Below are 17,053 nucleotides of genomic sequence, written 5' to 3'. Positions count from 1 at the left end.
CAACAGCCCAATCCTGTAGGCCAACCACCGCCCGATTTCTTTGTCCTCCCTCATGCCGACCTCCCCACCCGCGCCCAGTCCAGCCGTCGGGTCAGCACCATGAACACCCCCAGCAAGCCAAAGCACAGCAGCGACCCCATCAGCAGCGCATAGTCCTCGGCACTCAGCAGCCCATACAGCAGCGCATACAGCGCCGCCAACCCCGCCGCAAACCCCACCCCTCGTCCCAGGCTGCGCAACACATGGCTGAGGTAGAAGCCGATCAGCAGCACACACGCCGAAGCCGACAGCACGTAAGCCAGGCCAAAGCCTATGTGCTCGGACAACGACAACAGCAGCAAGTAGAAGAACGCCAGCGCCACACCCACCAGGATGTATTGCACCGGGTGCACACTCAGGTTTTTCAACACTTCGAACAGGAAGAAGCCGGCAAAGGTCAGCGCGATGAACAGCAACGCGTACTTGATCGCCCGCTCACTCTTCAGGTACTGGTCCACCGGGTCGACAAAGCTCACGCCGAAGCTGCGTTCGCTGAAGTCTTCGCACTGGCCGGCAGTGGCGCATTGGCGCAGGGCATCTTCAAGGTTGGTGGCGAAGAACGACGTCTGCCAGTGGGCGCTGAAGCCTTGCGCATCGATGTCGCGGCGGTTGGGCAGGTAGTTACCGACAAAGCTCGGATGCGGCCAGTTGGCACGCATGTCCACGCTACTGGTGCGGCCCACCGGCACGATGTGCAACTGGCCGGTGCCTTGCAAAGCAAGGTCGAAGCCGTAGCTGAATTCCCGTGCCTGCATACCGTCCAAACCCGGCAGGCTGGCATGCACGCCACCGCGCATCCAGTCGAGCTGGGTGCCGGCCTCGAACGGCACCTTCTGTTCGTCCATGCTCAGTTCCAGGCCATTCTCGATGCCGCGGATATCGCTGATGCCCACCACCAGGAAGGGTTTGTCGAAGCGGTAGTCGTCGAAGTCCTTGTCGATACCCCAACGCTCCGGGAGCTTGAAGCGGCCGCTGATACGCCCCTTGGCGTGGAACAGCCGGGCCTGATAGATGCCGCGGGCACGCAGTTCGGTGTCCACGCCCAGGTCGGCGGCGAAGGTGTCCGGCAGGAAGTACAAGTGGCCAGCAATGGTGCTGGTTTCCTGGGTGCGCTCGCCGTCCTTTTCGATCCAGCGGCGCTGGTACTTGCGGTACGGCACCACCAGCAGCGGGCCGCTGAGCTGTTGGTCGAAGCTGGCACTTTGGGCGATGTCGCGCAGCACGTTGTCGCGCAGGGCCTGGCGCTCATCGATCAGGCCGTTGATCAGCAGCAGCGGGATGAGCAGCAGCAATATGAGCACGGCGATCATGCCGAGTTTGTAACCGAGGGTCTTGGTCATGGGGCCTCCTGTGGCAGTGGGCGCAAGTGTCTGCGCCGTGCGTGGAGGCTTTGGGGAGCTTGTGTGGAGATCGTGTGTACTTTCAAGGGCCAGATCGCCGGCAAGCCAGCTCCCACAGGTCCAGCACAAGGCCGGAAACCTGCGCAGTACCTGTGGGAGCTGGCTTGCCGGCGATGGGCTGCAAAGCAGCCCCGGCTATCTCAGCTGCTACGCCGCACCGGCAACCACAACCGCACCCGCACCCCGCCATCGACGTTATCCACCGCCAGCGCCCCACCATGCAGCTGCATCACCTCGGCCACAAAATTCAGGCCCAGCCCGGTGCTCTTGCGCCCGCTCCCCGGCCGCGGCAGCGAGTAGAACCGCTCGCTGACCCGCCCGATGGCATACGCCGGTATCGCCTGCCCCTGGTTGAACAGGCTCAATGCCACCCGCTCGCCGTCGCGCTCCAGGTCAAACAGCAGGGCGCCACCTGCGGGGGTGAAATCAAGTGCGTTATCCAGCAGGTTGGCTAGCGCCTGGCGCATCAGGAACGGATCACACAGCAAGCGCAAACCCGCCGGCACCCGCTGACGCACGTGCAAACCGGCGCCTTCGATCCGCGCCCCGTGAGCCAACAGCAACTCGTCCACCAGCGCCGCCAGCGCCACCTGCTGTTCATCCTCCAGGGCCTGCATCTGCTCAACCCTAGCCAGGTTGAGCAGGCGCTCGACCATCTGCTGCAAGCGCTCGCTCTCGCGCTCGATATTGCCGGCGAAGCGCGCGCGCTGGTCGGCGGGCATGCCCTCGTCCTGCAGCAGCTCGCAAGCCCCACGAATGGCTGCCAGCGGGCTTTTCAGCTCGTGAGTCAAAGTATGCACATAGCGCTCGACATAGGCCTTGCCCTCCAGCTGGGTGCGCATGCGTTCCACCGCCTGGGCCAGGTGCGCCAGCTCGCCGCCCTTGTAGTGCGGCAACGCGGCACGCTCGCCCTCGCTAACCGCCTGGGCATAACGCGCCAGCCGGCGCAGCGAGCGCGCCAGCCACCAGGATAACGCCGCGCCGATCAGCAAGCCGAGGCCGATCAGCCCCAGGCCCAGCGTGAGCAGGCGCCGCTCGGAACGGTCGATGTACGGCTGCAGCGAGCTGTTGGGTTTGGCCACGGTGACTACGCCGATGACCTTGCCGCCGTCGATGATCGGCGCACCAACGTGCATCACCGAGGTGCTTTCATCATTGGGGTCGCTGCGGGTGGAGCGGGCGCCGTACTGGCCGCGCAGGGTCAACAGCACGTCATTCCACTGCGAGTAATCCTTGCCCAGCGCCTCACCGCTGGAGTCCAGCAACACGATGCCCTTGGCGTCAGTCACATAGATGCGGTGGCTGACCTGGTTTTTGGCCAGGCCCCAGATATGCGCGCCCGGGCTGCGCGAGCCGTAGGCCTTGAGTACTTGCGGCAGGCGGCTCTGGCTCAAGGTGCCGGCCTTGACGTCATCGCGCAGGATCTCGGCCAGCAGGTTGGCGGTGTCGACCAGTGTTTCTTCGGAAGACTGGCGTACCACCGGGCGGATCTGTTCACGCACCGTGTTGAGCAAGAAGTAGCCCGCCAGGCCGACGAACAGGAAGTACACCAGGAAGATCCGGATGCCCAGGCGCATCAGGCATGGTCCGGGCTGTAGCTGTAGCCGAGGCCGCGGTGGGTCTGGATCGGCTCGGCGTCACCCGCGACCTGGCGCAGCTTCGCGCGCAGGCTTTTGATATGGCTGTCGATGGTGCGCTCGTACCCTGCATCGGAGGCCACCCCCAGGGCGTCAAGCAGCTGTTCTCGGCTGAACACCCGCTGCGGCTGCTCCAGCAGCGATTGCAGCAGGCGAAATTCATGGCGGGTGAGCGTGAGTGGCTGGCCGCGATAAGTGATCTGCATGCGCAGGGTGTCGAGCTGGAACAATACCGCATCGGTAGCCGGGTCGGCCCTGGGACCCATGCGCTTGAGGATCGCCCGCACCCGCGCAGCCACTTCACGCGGGCTGAAGGGTTTGACCACGTAGTCGTCGGCACCGATTTCCAGGCCCACCACCCGGTCGATTTCACCGTCGCGGGCGCTGAGGAACATCACTGGCACCTCGGTGAAACGCCGCAATTGCCGGCAGGTTTCGAAGCCACTGATGTCGGGCAGGCCGATGTCGAGGATGATCAGGTCCGCCGGGCGCTGGCGCTGCTGGTCGAGGGCGGCGCTGCCCAGGGTCACCCATTCGGTACTGTGGCCGTCGGCCTGCAGGGCGTAGATCAGGGTGTCGGCGATGGCGGCTTCGTCTTCGACGATGAGAATATGGGGCATGGATGCGCAGCCTGTGCAGATGTCGATGGCGACGCACTATTGTGTAGGAGCGGCCTTGTGTCGCGAAAGGGCCGCAGAGCGGCCCCGGCAATATCTGCTTCAGCGCTGAGATCATGGGGCCGCTTTGCGGCCCATCGCAGGCAAGCCAGCTCCTACACGTACTGCCCAGCCTTGGAGAGCAGCGTTAACCTGTGGGAGCGGGCGTGCCCGCGAAGAGGCCAGTGCAGGCAGCCTGGATCAGCAATCAGGCTTGCCAGCGGTAAACTTCTTGGCCGGGTTGACCGCGGCCTTGAACTCACGCAGCGCCTTGGACCCCACCAGCAGCGGGTAGTTGAAGCTGCTGCGGTCCACCAGGTTCACTTCCACGGTGCGCTTCACGTCACCCAGGCACAGCTCCAGGTCCACCACCGGGCGCTTGGAAATTTCCGGCGCATCGCCCTCTTCCTCTTCATCGGCACGGCCCTTGATCTTGCTGATGCGCGAGACCTTGTGCTCGTACACCTTGCCGTCCGAGTCCTTGGTCGCCAAGCGGAAACGTACCCACTCGTCGCCATCGCGGTTGAACAGCTCAATGTCCTTGGCCGACAGCGACGCGGTGAAGGCACCGGTGTCCATCTTGGCCTTCAGGGTTTCGCCCAGCTCGGGCAGGGCGATGTTCTCGTACCGGCCGTAGATCGTAGGTTCGGCGGCCATTACTGGCAGCGCCAACAGTGACAACATGGCAAACAGAGATTTCACAAGCAGGCTTCCTTGAGAAGGGTCAGTGCTTAGACTGCACTGGCAGGATAGGTTCGCTGCCCCAAGCCTAATCAACATAATGTGAAACATTTGTTGCCGCCGCAGGGCATTGGACATTTGGCGTAGGCCACTGCCCTGCTTATCATTGCCAGCCGTTTATTTCCCACAACAAGAGTCTCTTTATGCGTCGCCTGCTGACCGGCATTCTTACTACCACCCTGCTGCTGCTCAACACTGTGGTGTTGATCTGCCCGCTGCTGGTCTTTGCGCTGCTCAAGCTGGTGTTACCGGGCCGTGGCCGCGACTATGCCTCGTGGGCAGTGATGTGGGTGGCCGAAACCTGGTCGGAAATCGACAAGGCCATCTTCGCCCTGTGCATTCCTACAAAGTGGGACATCCGCGGCGTGGAGAACCTGCGCAAGGACACGTCCTACCTGGCCGTCAGCAACCACCAGACCTGGGTCGACATCCCCGCGTTGATCGAAAGCCTCAACCGCCGCACGCCGTTCTTCAAGTTCTTCCTGAAGAAAGAGCTGATCTGGGTGCCGCTGCTGGGCCTGGCCTGGTGGGGGCTGGATTACCCGTTCATGAAGCGCTACAGCAAGGCGTTTCTGGAAAAGCACCCCGAGCTCAAGGGCAAGGACCTGGAAATCACCAAGGCGGCCTGCGAGCTGTTCAAACGCCAGCCGGTGACCGTGGTGAACTACCTGGAGGGCACCCGGTTTACCGAAGCCAAGCGCCAGGAACACCAGTCGCCGTATCGCTACCTGCTCAAGCCCAAGGCTGGCGGCGTGGCGTTTGTGCTGGCGGCATTGGGTGAACAACTGGATGCCCTGCTGGACGTGACCATCGTGTACCCCGGCAACCAGGCACCGGGGTTCTGGGCGTTGCTCAATGGCAGCATTAGCCGAGTGATTATCGACATTCAGGTGCGGGAGCTGGACCCGGCATTGTGGGCGGGCGATTACGAGAATGACCCCGAGTTCCGGCAGACCGTACAGGCCTGGGTGAACCAGCTGTGGTCGGCCAAGGACCAGCGGATCGAGCAGCTGCGGGGAGAGCTGGGCTGATCTGGACTGGCCCTATCGCCGGCAAGCCAGCTCCCACAGGGACTGCACAAGCATTGGCCAATGCGGGCATTCTGTAGGAGCTGGCTTGCCGGCGATAGGGCCGGTGAACCCACTGCAAAGCCCGATTAAAACCCAGGCTAATAATCAACATTAGGATTACTTCTTTGTCACACCCCACCTAAGTGGATAAAAATCGATCAAAGCACAATTACAAAAAGCCTGGATCGATCAATGGCCAACCAACCTAGCTCTACCCCCGCCCAGCTTCGCCGTGTTCTCGGCCTCCCCGCCCTGGTGTTCTTCGGCCTGGTCTACATGGTCCCGCTGACCATCTTCACCACATACGGCATCGTCACCGAACTCACTGGTGGGCGCACAGCCGGCGCCTACCTTGTCACCCTGGTGGCCATGCTGTTCACCGCTGCGTCCTACAGCTTCATGGTCAAACGCTTCCCGGTGGCGGGCTCGGCATATTCCTACACCAACATGGCCTTCGGCCCCAACATCGGCTTTCTCGCCGGCTGGTCGCTACTGCTCGACTACCTGTTCCTGCCGATGATCAACTACCTGCTGATCGGCCTGTTCCTCAACATCGCGTTCCCGGCAGTGCCCGCCTGGGCCTTCGTGCTCGCCTGCATCGCCCTGGTGACAGTGCTGAACGTGGTCGGCATCAACTCGGTGGCCAAGACCAGCAACCTGATCGTCGGCGCGCAGATCGTGTTCATCGGCGTGTTTGTCGCGCTGTCCTGCCAAACGCTAGCCGGCCAGCCGCTCGACCTGCTGTCGCCGCTGCTGGGTGACGGCAGCAAACCAGGCTTCGGCCACCTGATGGCTGGCGCAGCGGTGCTGTGCCTGTCGTTCCTCGGCTTCGACGCCGTATCGACCCTGGCCGAAGAATGCCGCGACGCACGCCGCGACGTGCCACGGGCGATCATCCTCACCACCCTGTTTGCCGGCTTGCTGTTCACCCTGCTGGCCTATGCCAGCCAACTGGTGCTGCCGGGCAGCAGCTTCGCCAATGCCGATGCAGCGGCCAACGAAGTGATGTTCAAGGCTGGCGGGCAGTTCCTTACCAACTTCTTCACCGCCGCTTATGTTGCAGGCAGCCTGGGTTCGGCGCTGGCCTCACAAGCGGCGGTGTCGCGCATCCTGTTCACCATGGGCCGCGACAACGTGCTGCCACGCCGTAGCTTCGGCTACCTGTCGTCGCGCTTTGGTACGCCAGTGTTCGCTATCTTGCTGGTGTCAGCCTTCTCGCTGCTGGCGCTGGTGATCGACCTGGCTACCCTCGCCTCGCTGATCAGCTTCGGCGCGCTGGTGGCGTTCTCGGCGGTGAACCTGGCGGTGGTGAAGACGCATCTGATGGATGATGCCAGCCAGCGTAATGCCAAGGGGCTGCTGAGCTATGGCGTGGTGCCGCTGGTGGGGTTGGCGCTGACACTGTGGCTGTGGACCAGCCTGTCAGCGCTGACGCTGATGATCGGGTTGTGCTGGTTTGCCTTGGGGCTGGCCTATCTGGCGACCCTGACTGCCGGTTTCCGCCGCCCAGTGCGCCTGATGGACTTCTCCGAAGCCGGCTGAGGCGCACCCCAAGTACTGACATTTCTGCCAGTTGTACATGGCCGCGCGTTGATCAAGACTGAAGCTGAACAGACCTGCGCGAGCCTATTACCGATGCGAATTATTCTGCCTGCCTATACGCCTTACGGGCACGGCCACACCCAAGTCAACCTTGCGCCCATCCTTGGCTTCAACGGTGACCGATATGATGCTCTCGCCGGCATGTATGCATTAGGACAAGGCTTGCGGAGCTATAGCCCTGCTCTGATGCGCTTTTGCAGGCCCGACCAACTCAGCCCCTTCGCAGACGGGGGCTATAACGCTTATGCGTATTGCGCTGGTGACCCACTCAATTACCGGGATGATACAGGGCAATATCCAGTGCCATCTCGAGTGCAATCTCGAGAATTTACCCGTTTAAGAAACATGTGGGAGGACAGGTCGAGTCAGCCAGTTCAAAAAATGGCACCGCCGAAGATAAAATCTATACTTCGGATGACTCAGACACCCGAGCCGAAGGAACACCGCGCGCCACGTGATCCCGTGATAAAGTTTGACGAAACCACCACAATCATGCACTACAAAAAAGAACAAATAGCACTCGAAAATCACTATGCTAGAGACAAAAGATTATTACGCACTTATATTCAGAAACTTACCGCATATAAAAACCAAAAATTCCAAGAGCTTGTATACCTGAGTTCTCCTGAGGCATTAAATCAGGCCAACAACCTGGAGGTTAGTCCCGAAAGATATGACAAGATGATGATCTGGCTCGCAAAAAACATTCAAAATATGGAAGAGCGTTTGAGTAACCTCAAGACAACGCTCAAAAGTTATTGTATCAGAAGCGATGTTAATTGACGGCTAAACAAGAGAGATGCTTTATGAAAGCCGTACCATTACACAGTTATACGCCTTATGGATATCTTCAAAACGATTTCCCACATCAACAACTGCTCGGTTTCAATGGCGAATTATTAGAAAGGTACTCTGAGACTTACCAGCTGGGCAATGGCTATCGTCTGTACAGCCCGGTAACAATGCGATTCGTCGCACCCGATAGCTGGAGTCCGTTCGGCAAGGGGGGGGGTCAATACCTATGGCTATTGCGCAGGAGACCCCATAAACAACCTAGATCCAGACGGGCATGTAGTTGCCACGCCATTACGCCGCCACGCCGTAATACTGACGTCCGATGCTCCTACCCCCCAAACAGCTCAGCATCTCAATCAGTCCCTCGACAGGCAGCGCTTGCAGACCGGAGGCAATGCACAACCACAAACTCAGCAGCCACGCGCCAATAGAAACCCACTGGCAAGCGGTGGTCGAATGCCGTTTGAAGACCGGAGAAATCCAAGCGTGCCGTTGAGTGAAGTCGTAACTCTGGCCAATGAACTGGCGGGGGCGAAGCAGTCCCTTGCTGCGCCAGTGGATCTGGCACTGGTGCATGACCCGGAAATGCGGGCGGATTACCTTGCGGATCTCACCAGCATCCGTAGTGAAGTGCCAAAACAGGAGGCTCGATTGAACATAGCAATGGTCAGCTGGTTCCACTCCTGACCAATCCCATGTCCAGCCCAATCATACCGATGGCGTATTTATTGGCGCCGGAGTGGTCCACAGGCTACCCAGGTTCTGCAGCAACGACCCGGCGATGCCCTGCTGGCCGAGGTACTGCAGAATCAACGGCGCAAACTGCCCGATCATCCCCGTGTCCATCCCCAGCGTCTTGAACGCACTGTCCAGGTCGCTGCGGTTTTCAACGTTGTTGCCCAGTGCGTTGCTCAAAGCCGACTGGCTTTCGCTGTTCTTGCCGAGCAAATCGCCTAATCCACTCAAACCACCCAGCGCGTTGGCCCCGGCCAGCAGGTCCAGCCCCGGCACAGCCTTGGTCAGTTGGCCGTAGTCATCGCTGCTGAGGTTGTTGCGGGCTAGCCCCAGCATTGCCCCTGCCCCGCCCACGGCCTGTTCGGGGGTGATCTTCAATTCGCTGCCCAAGGTGTTGAGCAGATTGGCCTGTGCCTGGGGTGCCTGTACTTGGCCCTGCTGCTTCTGAGTTTGCATGGCGGACACGGCGTTGGCAGCATCGCTGAGGTTGAAGGCAAACACCGGGCTTGCGGCCAGGGTCATAAGGGTTGCCAGGGTGAATGCTTTCATCGGGACGGACCTCGTTGGCCGGGATGGCCTGGGAAACGAGGGGTTTGACTGGGAATTTGAGGGATTGTTCCGGGCCAAACCAGGCACACACCTGATATTTCTGCCAGTAGTCAATTGCTAAAGGTACTCCAAATAATAGTAGTGCCCACGCCTTAAATTTTTGGGGCCTACTGCAGACAACGGGAGCACGCCGGTGAAAATCAGTCCTGATACCGCCAAATATTTCTACCACGCCAGCAAACTAACCACTGTCATTGAAAACGATCAGAAGTGTTCAATCCTGCGGATTGGATCCCTCCCTCTTGCTGAATCATCTGGAAAAGAAGCAAGCAGCAGCAAGCTTCTCGCAACAGATGAGATGGCCTCTGTGCTTATCGTGAGCACGCATGACGGAAAGCAAAATAATCAAAACTACACCGCCTTCGGATACAACAACGAACTGCCATCAGCATCCGCAGCTATGGGATTCAACGGCGAGTACATGCTGAAAAACATGCACCTTTATATTCTAGGCCAAGGACACCGTGGATATAGCACTGAGATTGGACGTTTTATCGCACCGGACAACGCTGAAAGCCCATTTGGCCGAGGGGGGATTAGTTCATACGCGTACTGCCTGAATGATCCGATGAATCGGAATGACGAAACGGGGATGTTGTCCGTCTTCAAGCCTAGAACGTGGTTCCGTAATACCCAGACAAAAGTGGAACAGCGTCTAAAGAGCATAAATGCTATTAATAGAACGCTAAAAACTCAAACCACCTCCCTCAACAATTTAGTTAATGACAAAGAATACCAAGGAAAAATACTCAACGAACAAATTGACGACGCTAGAGCATCCCTTCAAAAAACGCTTAATAAAAGCAAAAAAAAGGCAAAAGGCATAAACAAATACGTAGGCAAAGGCAAATCATACGTCTTCCCCGAACAAGACAAAGCCACACAAGCAATTAATGCTTCACAAGCCAACACCTATCGCCAAAAACCCGAGGACAGAGAAAAAAGGAACATGTTCAATAATCAAAGGCATCGTGACGACGAATACGACGACAACAACTACATGTCTGGCTTCCGCCAGCAATAACCAAAGTAACTGATTTACTGCATGAAAGAGGCAGGACTGTGGCCCTCGCTCAAGGGCCACTCTCCAAGCTTCGGGCTCAGTTAGCGGTCTAGTTTCTGCCACTTCAAATATTGAGCATAATGTATCAGGAGCAAACTGTGATCGACATCTGCTAAAGATGTGTAAGCGCTCCATGACCCCCACATTCAAAGCGCCTAGCTGACTCCCGATGCTGTGCTCCCGATTTCTTTCTGGAGCCAGCCGCCATGATGCGCCCCGACGCCAAAGTCGAAAAAGTCTATCTCTACCCCAAGCCCGTCGACTTCCGAAAGTCGATTGACGGCCTGGCCGCTCTGGTCGAACTGGATATCAAAGTGGTGGTGTTTGCCCCGTGCTTTTCGTGTTTCTCAACAAGCCGCGCAACCGCGTGAAGATCCTCTATTGGGAACGCAACGGTTTCTGCCTTTGGCTCAAGCGCCTCGAATCTGAACGTTTCAAAACATCGCCAGAGGCCACCGAAGAGGCGATCATTCTGACCGTCCAGGAACTGAACTGGCTGTTCGACGGTTTTGACCTCTGGCGTAATCGTCCTCATCAGGTTTTGACGCCGCGCTACGTGGCGTGACTCGGTATAATCCGCGCCATGATTTCTCTGCCCGGTGACCTTCCTGATGATCCTGTCTTGCTCAAGCAGCTGCTGCTTGAGGCACTCAATCGCCAGGAGGAATCGGCTCAGGCTTATCAGACGCACATCGTCGATCTGAAAGAACAGATTAAGCTGCTACGCGACCGCTTGTTTTAACGCAAGTCCGAGCAAACCGTTGAGCCCAATACGCCGCAGCTGGCTTTGTTCAATGAGCCTGAAAGCGAACCGATGCCGTTGATTGGTGACGCTGATGAGGAGGTCGTTGCACCGACAGCGCGTCGTGGCAAACGCAAGCCGTTGTCGGCCGATCTGCCGCGTATCGAAGTCATCCACGAACTGCCCGAACACGAACTGACCTGTCCTTGCGGTTGCCGCAAACATGTCATCGGCGAAGAGACCAGCGAGCAACTGGACATCGTGCCGATGCAGATTCGGGTCATCAAACATATCCGCAGGGTTTACGGTTGCCGAGGCTGCGAAGCAGGCCCTGTCACGGCTGACAAACCTGCGCAACTGATCGAAAAGAGCATGGCCAGCCCCAGCGTATTGGCCATGCTACTCACCACCAAGTATGTCGACGGCTTACCTCTGCATCGGTTTGAAACGGTTCTCAGCCGCCACGGTATCGATATCCCTCGGCAAACGCTGGCTCGCTGGGTGATCCAGTGCAGCGAGCATTTCCAGCCACTGCTTAATTTGATGCGTGACCGGCTGCTGGAAAGTCCGGTGATCCACTGCGATGAAACCCGTGTCCAGGTGTTGAAAGAACCGGATCGAGACCCGACCAGTCAATCCTGGATGTGGGTGCAAGCCAGCGGCCCGCCGGATCGAAAAGTCGTGTTGTTTGATTACACGTCCAGCCGTGCGCAGGAGGTGCCGTTGCGCCTGCTGGAAAGTTACCGTGGCTATATCATGACCGATGATTACGCCGGCTATAACGCGTTGGCGTTACAGTCAGGTGTGGAACGTCTGGCGTGCATGGCCCATGCACGACGCAAGTTTGTGGACGCGCAAAAAGTGCAGCCCAAAGGTAAAACCGGGCGGGCCGATATCGCGCTGGCGATGATCAACAAGCTGTATGGCATCGAGCGCGAGCTCAAGGACGTCAGCGACGAACACCGGTTTACCGGTCGACAGGAGAAAAGCCTGCCGATCCTGAAGCATCTGAAAAGCTGGCTGGATAAAACCCAGTCCCAGGTGACGGCACAAAGTGCGTTGGGCAAGGCCGTACATTATCTGGCGAACAACTGGATTCGACTGGAGCGTTATGTCGAAGCGGGTTACTTGCCCATTGACAACAATGCAGCCGCAAGAGCGATCAAGCCGTTTGTCATAGGGCGCAAGGCCTGGCTATTCAGCGACACCGTTAACGGCGCCAGTGCCAGCGCGAGGATCTACAGCCTGGTCGAGACCGCGAAGGTCAACGGCCAAGAGCCTTATACGTGGCTGCGCCATGTACTTGAGCGGCTGCCGCACGCCTCGTCAAGTAGCAGACTACGAAGCGCTGCTGCCGTGGAACTGCTCGCCAGAGATGCCACGGTAAACCGTTAACCCACTGTTGGGCAGGTGGGGTTTATGGGTCGCGTACCGTTTGACTGTAGATTTGGAGGTTTGTTCCAGAAGGACCAGGGGAGACACTGCACAGCCAAGGGTTGTCGATTCCCTATCATTTCTACCAGTAGCATCCCTCGAAAAACGACGAGATACTCAAAATACGTAGAGTTGCCTAACTCTATAGCTCATTCTACAGAGGGTGCCGCCTTATGAAAGCTATTGATAATACCGTTCAGTATTTTTATAAGAACTCACGAGTGGATATCGTGAAATCTACTGCTTATAGCCGAAAAATTTTTCGAGATTCGCATAATTGTCTCGCTGAACTTGAGACAGGGGAACCCAATAACATCAAAGTTATAGCTGTAGACGCAAATGGCTCTAATTTGCATGCGCTCGGAGAGCAGGAGGGCCATAACTACTTAGCGTATGGGTACGCCTTTAGTTTACCATCGCTTGCAACTGAAACAGGATTTAATGGCCAACTCATTGAAAAACTAACTAAAAACTATTTCCTGGGTTCAGGTTACCGCGCATACAGCTCTAACTTAATGCGCTTTCATTCACCCGACAACATGAGCCCGTTCGAGGCGGGCGGACTGAATGCTTACGCATACTGCTCAGGTGATCCAATAAACTTTACCGACCCTAGCGGACATATGCCGCGGCCTAACTTCAAGCGAGCGAAAACAGCCAGTTATTACAAAGAAAAAAGCGACAAGTTAATAGCAGTCGGCAACCAAACGATAGCACATAGGAATAAGCTATCTGACTCCATAAAGTCAGCAAGTCAAGTAGACAAAAACCGAAATAGACTTTACGAAATATCCGGCAAAAAGCAGCTCAAGAACTGGCTGAGCGACACTGTAGATGAGATATATAAGCTCGACAGCAAGATAGACACAATAAAAATCAAGGAACAAAAAGCTTATGACAAATATATAGCTCTAAAAAATCAAGAAGACAAAGCGCTCACTAGCTCCAAGCCTGCTGCTAGCGCTCCTCGAGGCAGTATTATGTCTATTTACGAACCCAACGCACCTATACTTTCCTTAATAATGGAGGATGTGCGCATGCGTCAAGGCGCTAATCCAGAAAACTAAGAAGAATGCTGATGAGGAAACGTTGGGGCGGATAGAGTAATTGCGGAATATGACCATTTATGGACTTATGGACCACAAGCCGTAGTTGCTTTGGGCTTCTCATTACCTACGGATGATGCCGTCCATGAACGAGCCCCTCATGCTGAGGGGCTCTTGTTAAGCGTCGGTTGTTACGCCGCACCCCACATCTTATGCGGATCAATCACAAACTTCTTCGGCACACCCGCATCAAACTCGCCATACCCTTCCGGCGCCTGATCCAGGTTGATCACCTGCACCCCAACCACTTCAGCAATATTGATGCGGTCCCACATGATCGCCTGCATCAGCTGGCGGTTGTACTTCATGGTCGGGGTCTGGCCGGTGTGGAAGCTGTGCGACTTCGCCCAGCCCAGGCCAAAGCGAATGCTGAGCGCGCCAATCTTGGCGGCGGCATCTACCGCGCCCGGGTCTTCGGTCACGTACAGGCCCGGGATACCGATGTTGCCAGCAACGCGGGTAACCTGCATCAGCGAGTTCAGCACGGTAGCCGGTGCTTCATGCTTGGCGCCTTCGTGGCCATGGCCACGCGCTTCGAAGCCAACGGCGTCGACGGCGCAGTCCACTTCCGGCTCACCGAGAATGTCGATGATCTGCTCGTGCAGCGGGGTGTCCTTGGACAGGTCGACCACTTCAAAGCCTTGAGACTTGGCGTGGGCCAGGCGGGCCGGGTTGAGGTCACCGACGATGACGCAGGCGGCGCCCAGCAGGCGGGCCGAGGCAGCCGCAGCCAGGCCGACCGGGCCAGCGCCGGCAACGTATACGGTACTGCCTGGGCCTACGCCAGCAGTCACTGCACCGTGGTAACCGGTTGGCAGGATATCGGACAGGCAGGTCAGGTCACGGATCTTCTCCATGGCCTTGTCGCGGTCCGGCAGTTTCAGCAGGTTGAAGTCGGCGTATGGCACCAGCACGTATTCAGCCTGGCCGCCGGTCCAGTCGCCCATGTCGACGTAGCCGTAAGCACCACCGGCGCGGGCTGGGTTGACGGTGAGGCAGACACCGGTGTGCATCTCTTTGCAGGAGCGGCAGCGGCCGCAGGCAACGTTGAACGGTACCGACACCAGGTCGCCGATTTTAAGGCGTTCGACATCCCGCCCGATCTCGACGATTTCACCGGTGATTTCGTGGCCCAGGACCAGGCCGACCTGGGCAGTGGTGCGGCCACGGACCATGTGCTGGTCGGAGCCGCAGATGTTGGTTGAGACCACCTTCAGGATGACGCCGTGTTCGATCTTCTTGCCACGCGGGTCCTGCATTTTCGGGTAGTCGATGTGTTGCACTTCGACCTTGCCGGCGCCGAGATATACCACTCCACGATTGCCAGACATGCTCTTACCTCGCTTGATTTTTATTTATGCAGCGGTGGTTGAACGCGCCGCCATCCGTGGGCGGCATGTGTTTCTGGAATGAGGGGAATTGTGGGCCGGATGGGGCGGGATGCACTGACTGGGAACGACAGGGAGATGCCTTTTAGCGGCAGGGGTGTCGTTGGAAGATATGGGGGCAAGCAAAGGTGGCGGCCTGTGCTGGCCTCTTCGCGGCTAAAGCCGCTCCCACAGGGTTTTGTGCAGACCTCAAAAGCATCAGCACCTGTGAGGAACCACAGGTACGGCGCAGAGCTCAAGGCTGGCGCAATACTTGTGGGTGGCTTGCCGGCGATCACCGGCGTAGCCGGTGCCATACACCGCGTCGCCTGCTTCGCGGGCTTGCCCGCTCCCACAGCTACTGCGCTAGCTTTGAGTTCACGCTGTACCTGTGGGAGCGGCTTTAGCCGCGAAGAGGCCAGTACAGGCTATTACAGAACTACAGTCCGGTTGGCGTTGAGGAACACTCGCCGTTCAATGTGATACCCCACCGCCCGCGCCAAGGTCAGGCATTCGATATCACGCCCTTTGGCAATCAAATCTTCCGGGTAATGGCTGTGGTCCACCACCTCGACGCCCTGGGCAATGATCGGCCCTTCGTCGAGGTCGTTGTTGATGTAGTGCGCCGTGGCACCCACCATCTTCACGCCCTTGTTGTAGGCCTGGTGGTAGGGCTTGGCGCCTTTGAACCCTGGCAACAACGAGTGGTGAATGTTGATCGCCCAGCCATCCAGGCGCCGGCACAGCTCGGGTGACAACACCTGCATGTAACGGGCGAGGATAACCAGCTCGGCACCTGTCTCCTCGATCACCTGCAGTACCTTGCGCTCTTGCCCCGCCTTGTCATTGGGGTCAAGGGCGAAGTGGTAATAAGGAATCTTGTGCCACTGCGCCAGCGGTTCGAGATCAGGGTGGTTGGACACCACCGCGACCACGTCCATGCCCAGTTGCCCAATCCGCTGACGATACAGCAGGTCATTCAGGCAATGGTCAGCCTTGGACACCATGATCACCACCTTGGGGCGGTGGTTGGGCGCGGTCAGCTCGAAGGCCATGCCGAACGCTTCGCTGCGCTCGGAGAGGCCGGCCCGGAAGCCCGCCTCGTCGAAATCGTCCGGCTGACGGAATTCGACGCGAATGAAGAAGCGCCCCGACTGCCGGTCATCGAAGGAGTGGTGCTCCGTCACGTAGCAGCGCTGCTCGAAGAGGTAACGCGTCACCACGTCGACGGTGCCGAGCATGCTCGGGCAGTCGGCGGTGAGAATCCAGGTATCCGGTGCCCGACTCATGTTCTGCTCTCCTTAAGCTTCGATGCTCAGGCCGTATTCGGCCGAAGCGTCCTGCAGCCACAGCCACCAGTAGTCGGCGAAGCTGCGGCGAATCACCAGTTCCCAGGTGTCTTCGGCGGTACGGCGGATCACCAATTGCGACTTGGCGAACACAGTGCCCACGGCCTTGCCCACCGGGAAGTTGTTCGGGTGAACATCATAGCTGGTGGATTTCATCAGCACTTCGCGCACGTTCGGGCCGCGCAACTCCAGCAGGCTTTGCCCGCCGCTGACGTTGACCACCTGGATGTGCTGGCCATCAAGGGCCGCGCGCAGCTTTTGCTCGACCGCCAGTTCCTGGCCACCGGGCACGATCAGCAGCCACTCGTCGGGGCCGACCCATTGCAGCGACATGTCGTTGTTGGCAACCACGGTCAGGGCTACTGGCAGCTCCAGGCCCAGGGCCTTGTGCACGCCGGCGGCGAACTCCGGGTTGTGGCCATCGCCACGCAGGGTCAGGTGGCCAAGGAATTTGCGTTCACGCAGGGTCACGCCTGCGTTCTTGCGGCCTTTGCCAACCAGGCTGGCCAGGTCGGCGTGGTGCAGTGGCGACTGGGCCTTGGCCTCGGCGCCGGGGTTTTGCTGGAAGACGTTGATAGCGCTCATTTCTTACCTGCCTTGAATTCTTGTTCGTCGATGCGACGCAGCTTCTGTGTGGTGGCTACCGGCCCTATCGCCGGCAAGCCAGCTCCCACAGGGATTTCACCCACCTTCAAAGCTGCATCGATC

General features: G+C 58.2%; 15 protein-coding genes and 2 pseudogenes. 9 read left to right on the top strand and 8 right to left on the bottom strand.

The genetic code is table 11. The features are described 5' to 3' along the window. Positions 1–50 precede the first annotated feature (50 nt). The 4 genes from creD to rloA2 all read right to left on the bottom strand — a co-directional run bounded on the left by creD (position 51) and on the right by rloA2 (position 4,434). Positions 51–1,379: a cell envelope integrity protein CreD gene (gene creD / locus ACN6NG_RS01620; RefSeq protein ID WP_474312836.1), complete on the bottom strand. Its 1,329-nt coding sequence runs from the start codon at positions 1,377–1,379 to the stop codon at positions 51–53. A gap of 200 nt (positions 1,380–1,579) precedes the next feature. Then, positions 1,580–3,016 (bottom strand): two-component system sensor histidine kinase CreC, encoded by a 1,437-nt coding sequence (gene creC / locus ACN6NG_RS01615; protein WP_474312835.1) that lies wholly within the window; start codon positions 3,014–3,016, stop codon positions 1,580–1,582. Continuing rightward, positions 3,016–3,696 carry a two-component system response regulator CreB gene (gene creB, locus ACN6NG_RS01610; protein WP_063425380.1) on the bottom strand — a complete coding sequence of 227 codons (681 nt, stop codon included), beginning with the start codon at positions 3,694–3,696 and terminating at the stop codon, positions 3,016–3,018. The genes creC and creB overlap by 1 nt, the downstream gene beginning before the upstream one ends. 237 nt (positions 3,697–3,933) lie before the next feature. Further along, on the bottom strand, positions 3,934–4,434 hold the full coding sequence (gene rloA2 / locus ACN6NG_RS01605) for a retropepsin-like aspartic peptidase RloA2 (protein WP_016497636.1): 501 nt from the start codon (positions 4,432–4,434) through the stop codon (positions 3,934–3,936). 182 nt (positions 4,435–4,616) lie between these two features. Here rloA2 and ACN6NG_RS01600 point away from each other — a divergent pair, with 182 nt between their 5' ends. The 5 genes from ACN6NG_RS01600 (at position 4,617) to ACN6NG_RS01580 (ending at position 8,627) form a co-directional block, all read left to right on the top strand. Continuing rightward, the gene (locus ACN6NG_RS01600) at positions 4,617–5,504 is read left to right on the top strand and encodes an acyltransferase (RefSeq protein ID WP_474312834.1); all 888 of its coding nucleotides are present in this window, start codon (positions 4,617–4,619) and stop codon (positions 5,502–5,504) included. 231 nt (positions 5,505–5,735) lie between these two features. After that, positions 5,736–7,085, top strand: a complete 1,350-nt coding sequence (locus tag ACN6NG_RS01595) for an APC family permease (protein ID WP_063425376.1) — start codon at positions 5,736–5,738, stop codon at positions 7,083–7,085. A 48-nt stretch (positions 7,086–7,133) separates the two neighbouring features. Beyond that, a complete protein-coding gene (locus tag ACN6NG_RS01590; RefSeq protein ID WP_155737848.1) occupies positions 7,134–7,928 on the top strand; it encodes an RHS repeat-associated core domain-containing protein in 795 nt (264 codons plus the stop codon). A gap of 23 nt (positions 7,929–7,951) precedes the next feature. Then, entirely contained in the window at positions 7,952–8,371 is a 420-nt protein-coding gene (locus ACN6NG_RS01585) for an RHS repeat-associated core domain-containing protein (protein WP_474312832.1), read from the top strand. 25 nt (positions 8,372–8,396) lie between these two features. Further along, positions 8,397–8,627 (top strand): hypothetical protein, encoded by a 231-nt coding sequence (locus ACN6NG_RS01580; RefSeq protein WP_474312831.1) that lies wholly within the window; start codon positions 8,397–8,399, stop codon positions 8,625–8,627. 21 nt (positions 8,628–8,648) lie between these two features. On the opposite strand, the gene ACN6NG_RS01575 is transcribed toward ACN6NG_RS01580, so the two are convergent. Continuing rightward, positions 8,649–9,224 carry a DUF2780 domain-containing protein gene (locus ACN6NG_RS01575; RefSeq protein WP_063425370.1) on the bottom strand — a complete coding sequence of 192 codons (576 nt, stop codon included), beginning with the start codon at positions 9,222–9,224 and terminating at the stop codon, positions 8,649–8,651. 193 nt (positions 9,225–9,417) lie between these two features. Here ACN6NG_RS01575 and ACN6NG_RS01570 point away from each other — a divergent pair, with 193 nt between their 5' ends. From ACN6NG_RS01570 to ACN6NG_RS01555, 4 genes and pseudogenes are all read left to right on the top strand, one after another. Further along, a complete protein-coding gene (locus tag ACN6NG_RS01570; protein WP_081238035.1) occupies positions 9,418–10,308 on the top strand; it encodes an RHS repeat-associated core domain-containing protein in 891 nt (296 codons plus the stop codon). Positions 10,309–10,553: 245 nt separating this feature from the next. Beyond that, positions 10,554–10,912, top strand: a pseudogene (gene tnpB, locus ACN6NG_RS01565) (IS66 family insertion sequence element accessory protein TnpB). A gap of 18 nt (positions 10,913–10,930) precedes the next feature. Next, positions 10,931–12,476, top strand: a pseudogene (tnpC, locus tag ACN6NG_RS01560) (IS66 family transposase). A gap of 220 nt (positions 12,477–12,696) precedes the next feature. Continuing rightward, positions 12,697–13,590 carry an RHS repeat-associated core domain-containing protein gene (locus tag ACN6NG_RS01555; RefSeq protein WP_474312829.1) on the top strand — a complete coding sequence of 298 codons (894 nt, stop codon included), beginning with the start codon at positions 12,697–12,699 and terminating at the stop codon, positions 13,588–13,590. Positions 13,591–13,760: 170 nt separating this feature from the next. Here ACN6NG_RS01555 and fdhA read toward each other — a convergent pair whose 3' ends face one another. The 3 genes from fdhA to ACN6NG_RS01540 all read right to left on the bottom strand — a co-directional run bounded on the left by fdhA (position 13,761) and on the right by ACN6NG_RS01540 (position 16,930). Continuing rightward, complete coding sequence (gene fdhA, locus ACN6NG_RS01550) at positions 13,761–14,960, bottom strand: formaldehyde dehydrogenase, glutathione-independent (protein ID WP_016497631.1); 1,200 nt, start codon at positions 14,958–14,960, stop codon at positions 13,761–13,763. 467 nt (positions 14,961–15,427) lie between these two features. Next, complete coding sequence (purU, locus tag ACN6NG_RS01545) at positions 15,428–16,285, bottom strand: formyltetrahydrofolate deformylase (RefSeq protein WP_474312827.1); 858 nt, start codon at positions 16,283–16,285, stop codon at positions 15,428–15,430. A 12-nt stretch (positions 16,286–16,297) separates the two neighbouring features. Continuing rightward, complete coding sequence (locus tag ACN6NG_RS01540) at positions 16,298–16,930, bottom strand: sarcosine oxidase subunit gamma (RefSeq protein ID WP_012270121.1); 633 nt, start codon at positions 16,928–16,930, stop codon at positions 16,298–16,300. Positions 16,931–17,053: the final 123 nt, after the last annotated feature.

The organism is Pseudomonas sp. TSO6 (assembly GCF_056098905.1).
The sequence above is the reverse complement of the archived record's forward strand: the minus strand, read 5'-3'. Positions and strand labels throughout refer to the sequence as shown.

Excerpts from the sequence above, each read along its gene's own strand:
- creD (WP_474312836.1), bottom strand. The coding sequence starts at position 1,379 with ATGACCAAGACCCTCGGTTACAAACTCGGCATGATCGCCGTGCTCATA.
- creC (WP_474312835.1), bottom strand. The coding sequence starts at position 3,016 with ATGCGCCTGGGCATCCGGATCTTCCTGGTGTACTTCCTGTTCGTCGGC.
- creB (WP_063425380.1), bottom strand. The coding sequence starts at position 3,696 with ATGCCCCATATTCTCATCGTCGAAGACGAAGCCGCCATCGCCGACACC.
- ACN6NG_RS01600 (WP_474312834.1), top strand. The coding sequence starts at position 4,617 with ATGCGTCGCCTGCTGACCGGCATTCTTACTACCACCCTGCTGCTGCTC.
- ACN6NG_RS01595 (WP_063425376.1), top strand. The coding sequence starts at position 5,736 with ATGGCCAACCAACCTAGCTCTACCCCCGCCCAGCTTCGCCGTGTTCTC.
- ACN6NG_RS01585 (WP_474312832.1), top strand. The coding sequence starts at position 7,952 with ATGAAAGCCGTACCATTACACAGTTATACGCCTTATGGATATCTTCAA.
- ACN6NG_RS01580 (WP_474312831.1), top strand. The coding sequence starts at position 8,397 with ATGCCGTTTGAAGACCGGAGAAATCCAAGCGTGCCGTTGAGTGAAGTC.
- ACN6NG_RS01575 (WP_063425370.1), bottom strand. The coding sequence starts at position 9,224 with ATGAAAGCATTCACCCTGGCAACCCTTATGACCCTGGCCGCAAGCCCG.
- ACN6NG_RS01555 (WP_474312829.1), top strand. The coding sequence starts at position 12,697 with ATGAAAGCTATTGATAATACCGTTCAGTATTTTTATAAGAACTCACGA.
- fdhA (WP_016497631.1), bottom strand. The coding sequence starts at position 14,960 with ATGTCTGGCAATCGTGGAGTGGTATATCTCGGCGCCGGCAAGGTCGAA.
- purU (WP_474312827.1), bottom strand. The coding sequence starts at position 16,285 with ATGAGTCGGGCACCGGATACCTGGATTCTCACCGCCGACTGCCCGAGC.
- ACN6NG_RS01540 (WP_012270121.1), bottom strand. The coding sequence starts at position 16,930 with ATGAGCGCTATCAACGTCTTCCAGCAAAACCCCGGCGCCGAGGCCAAG.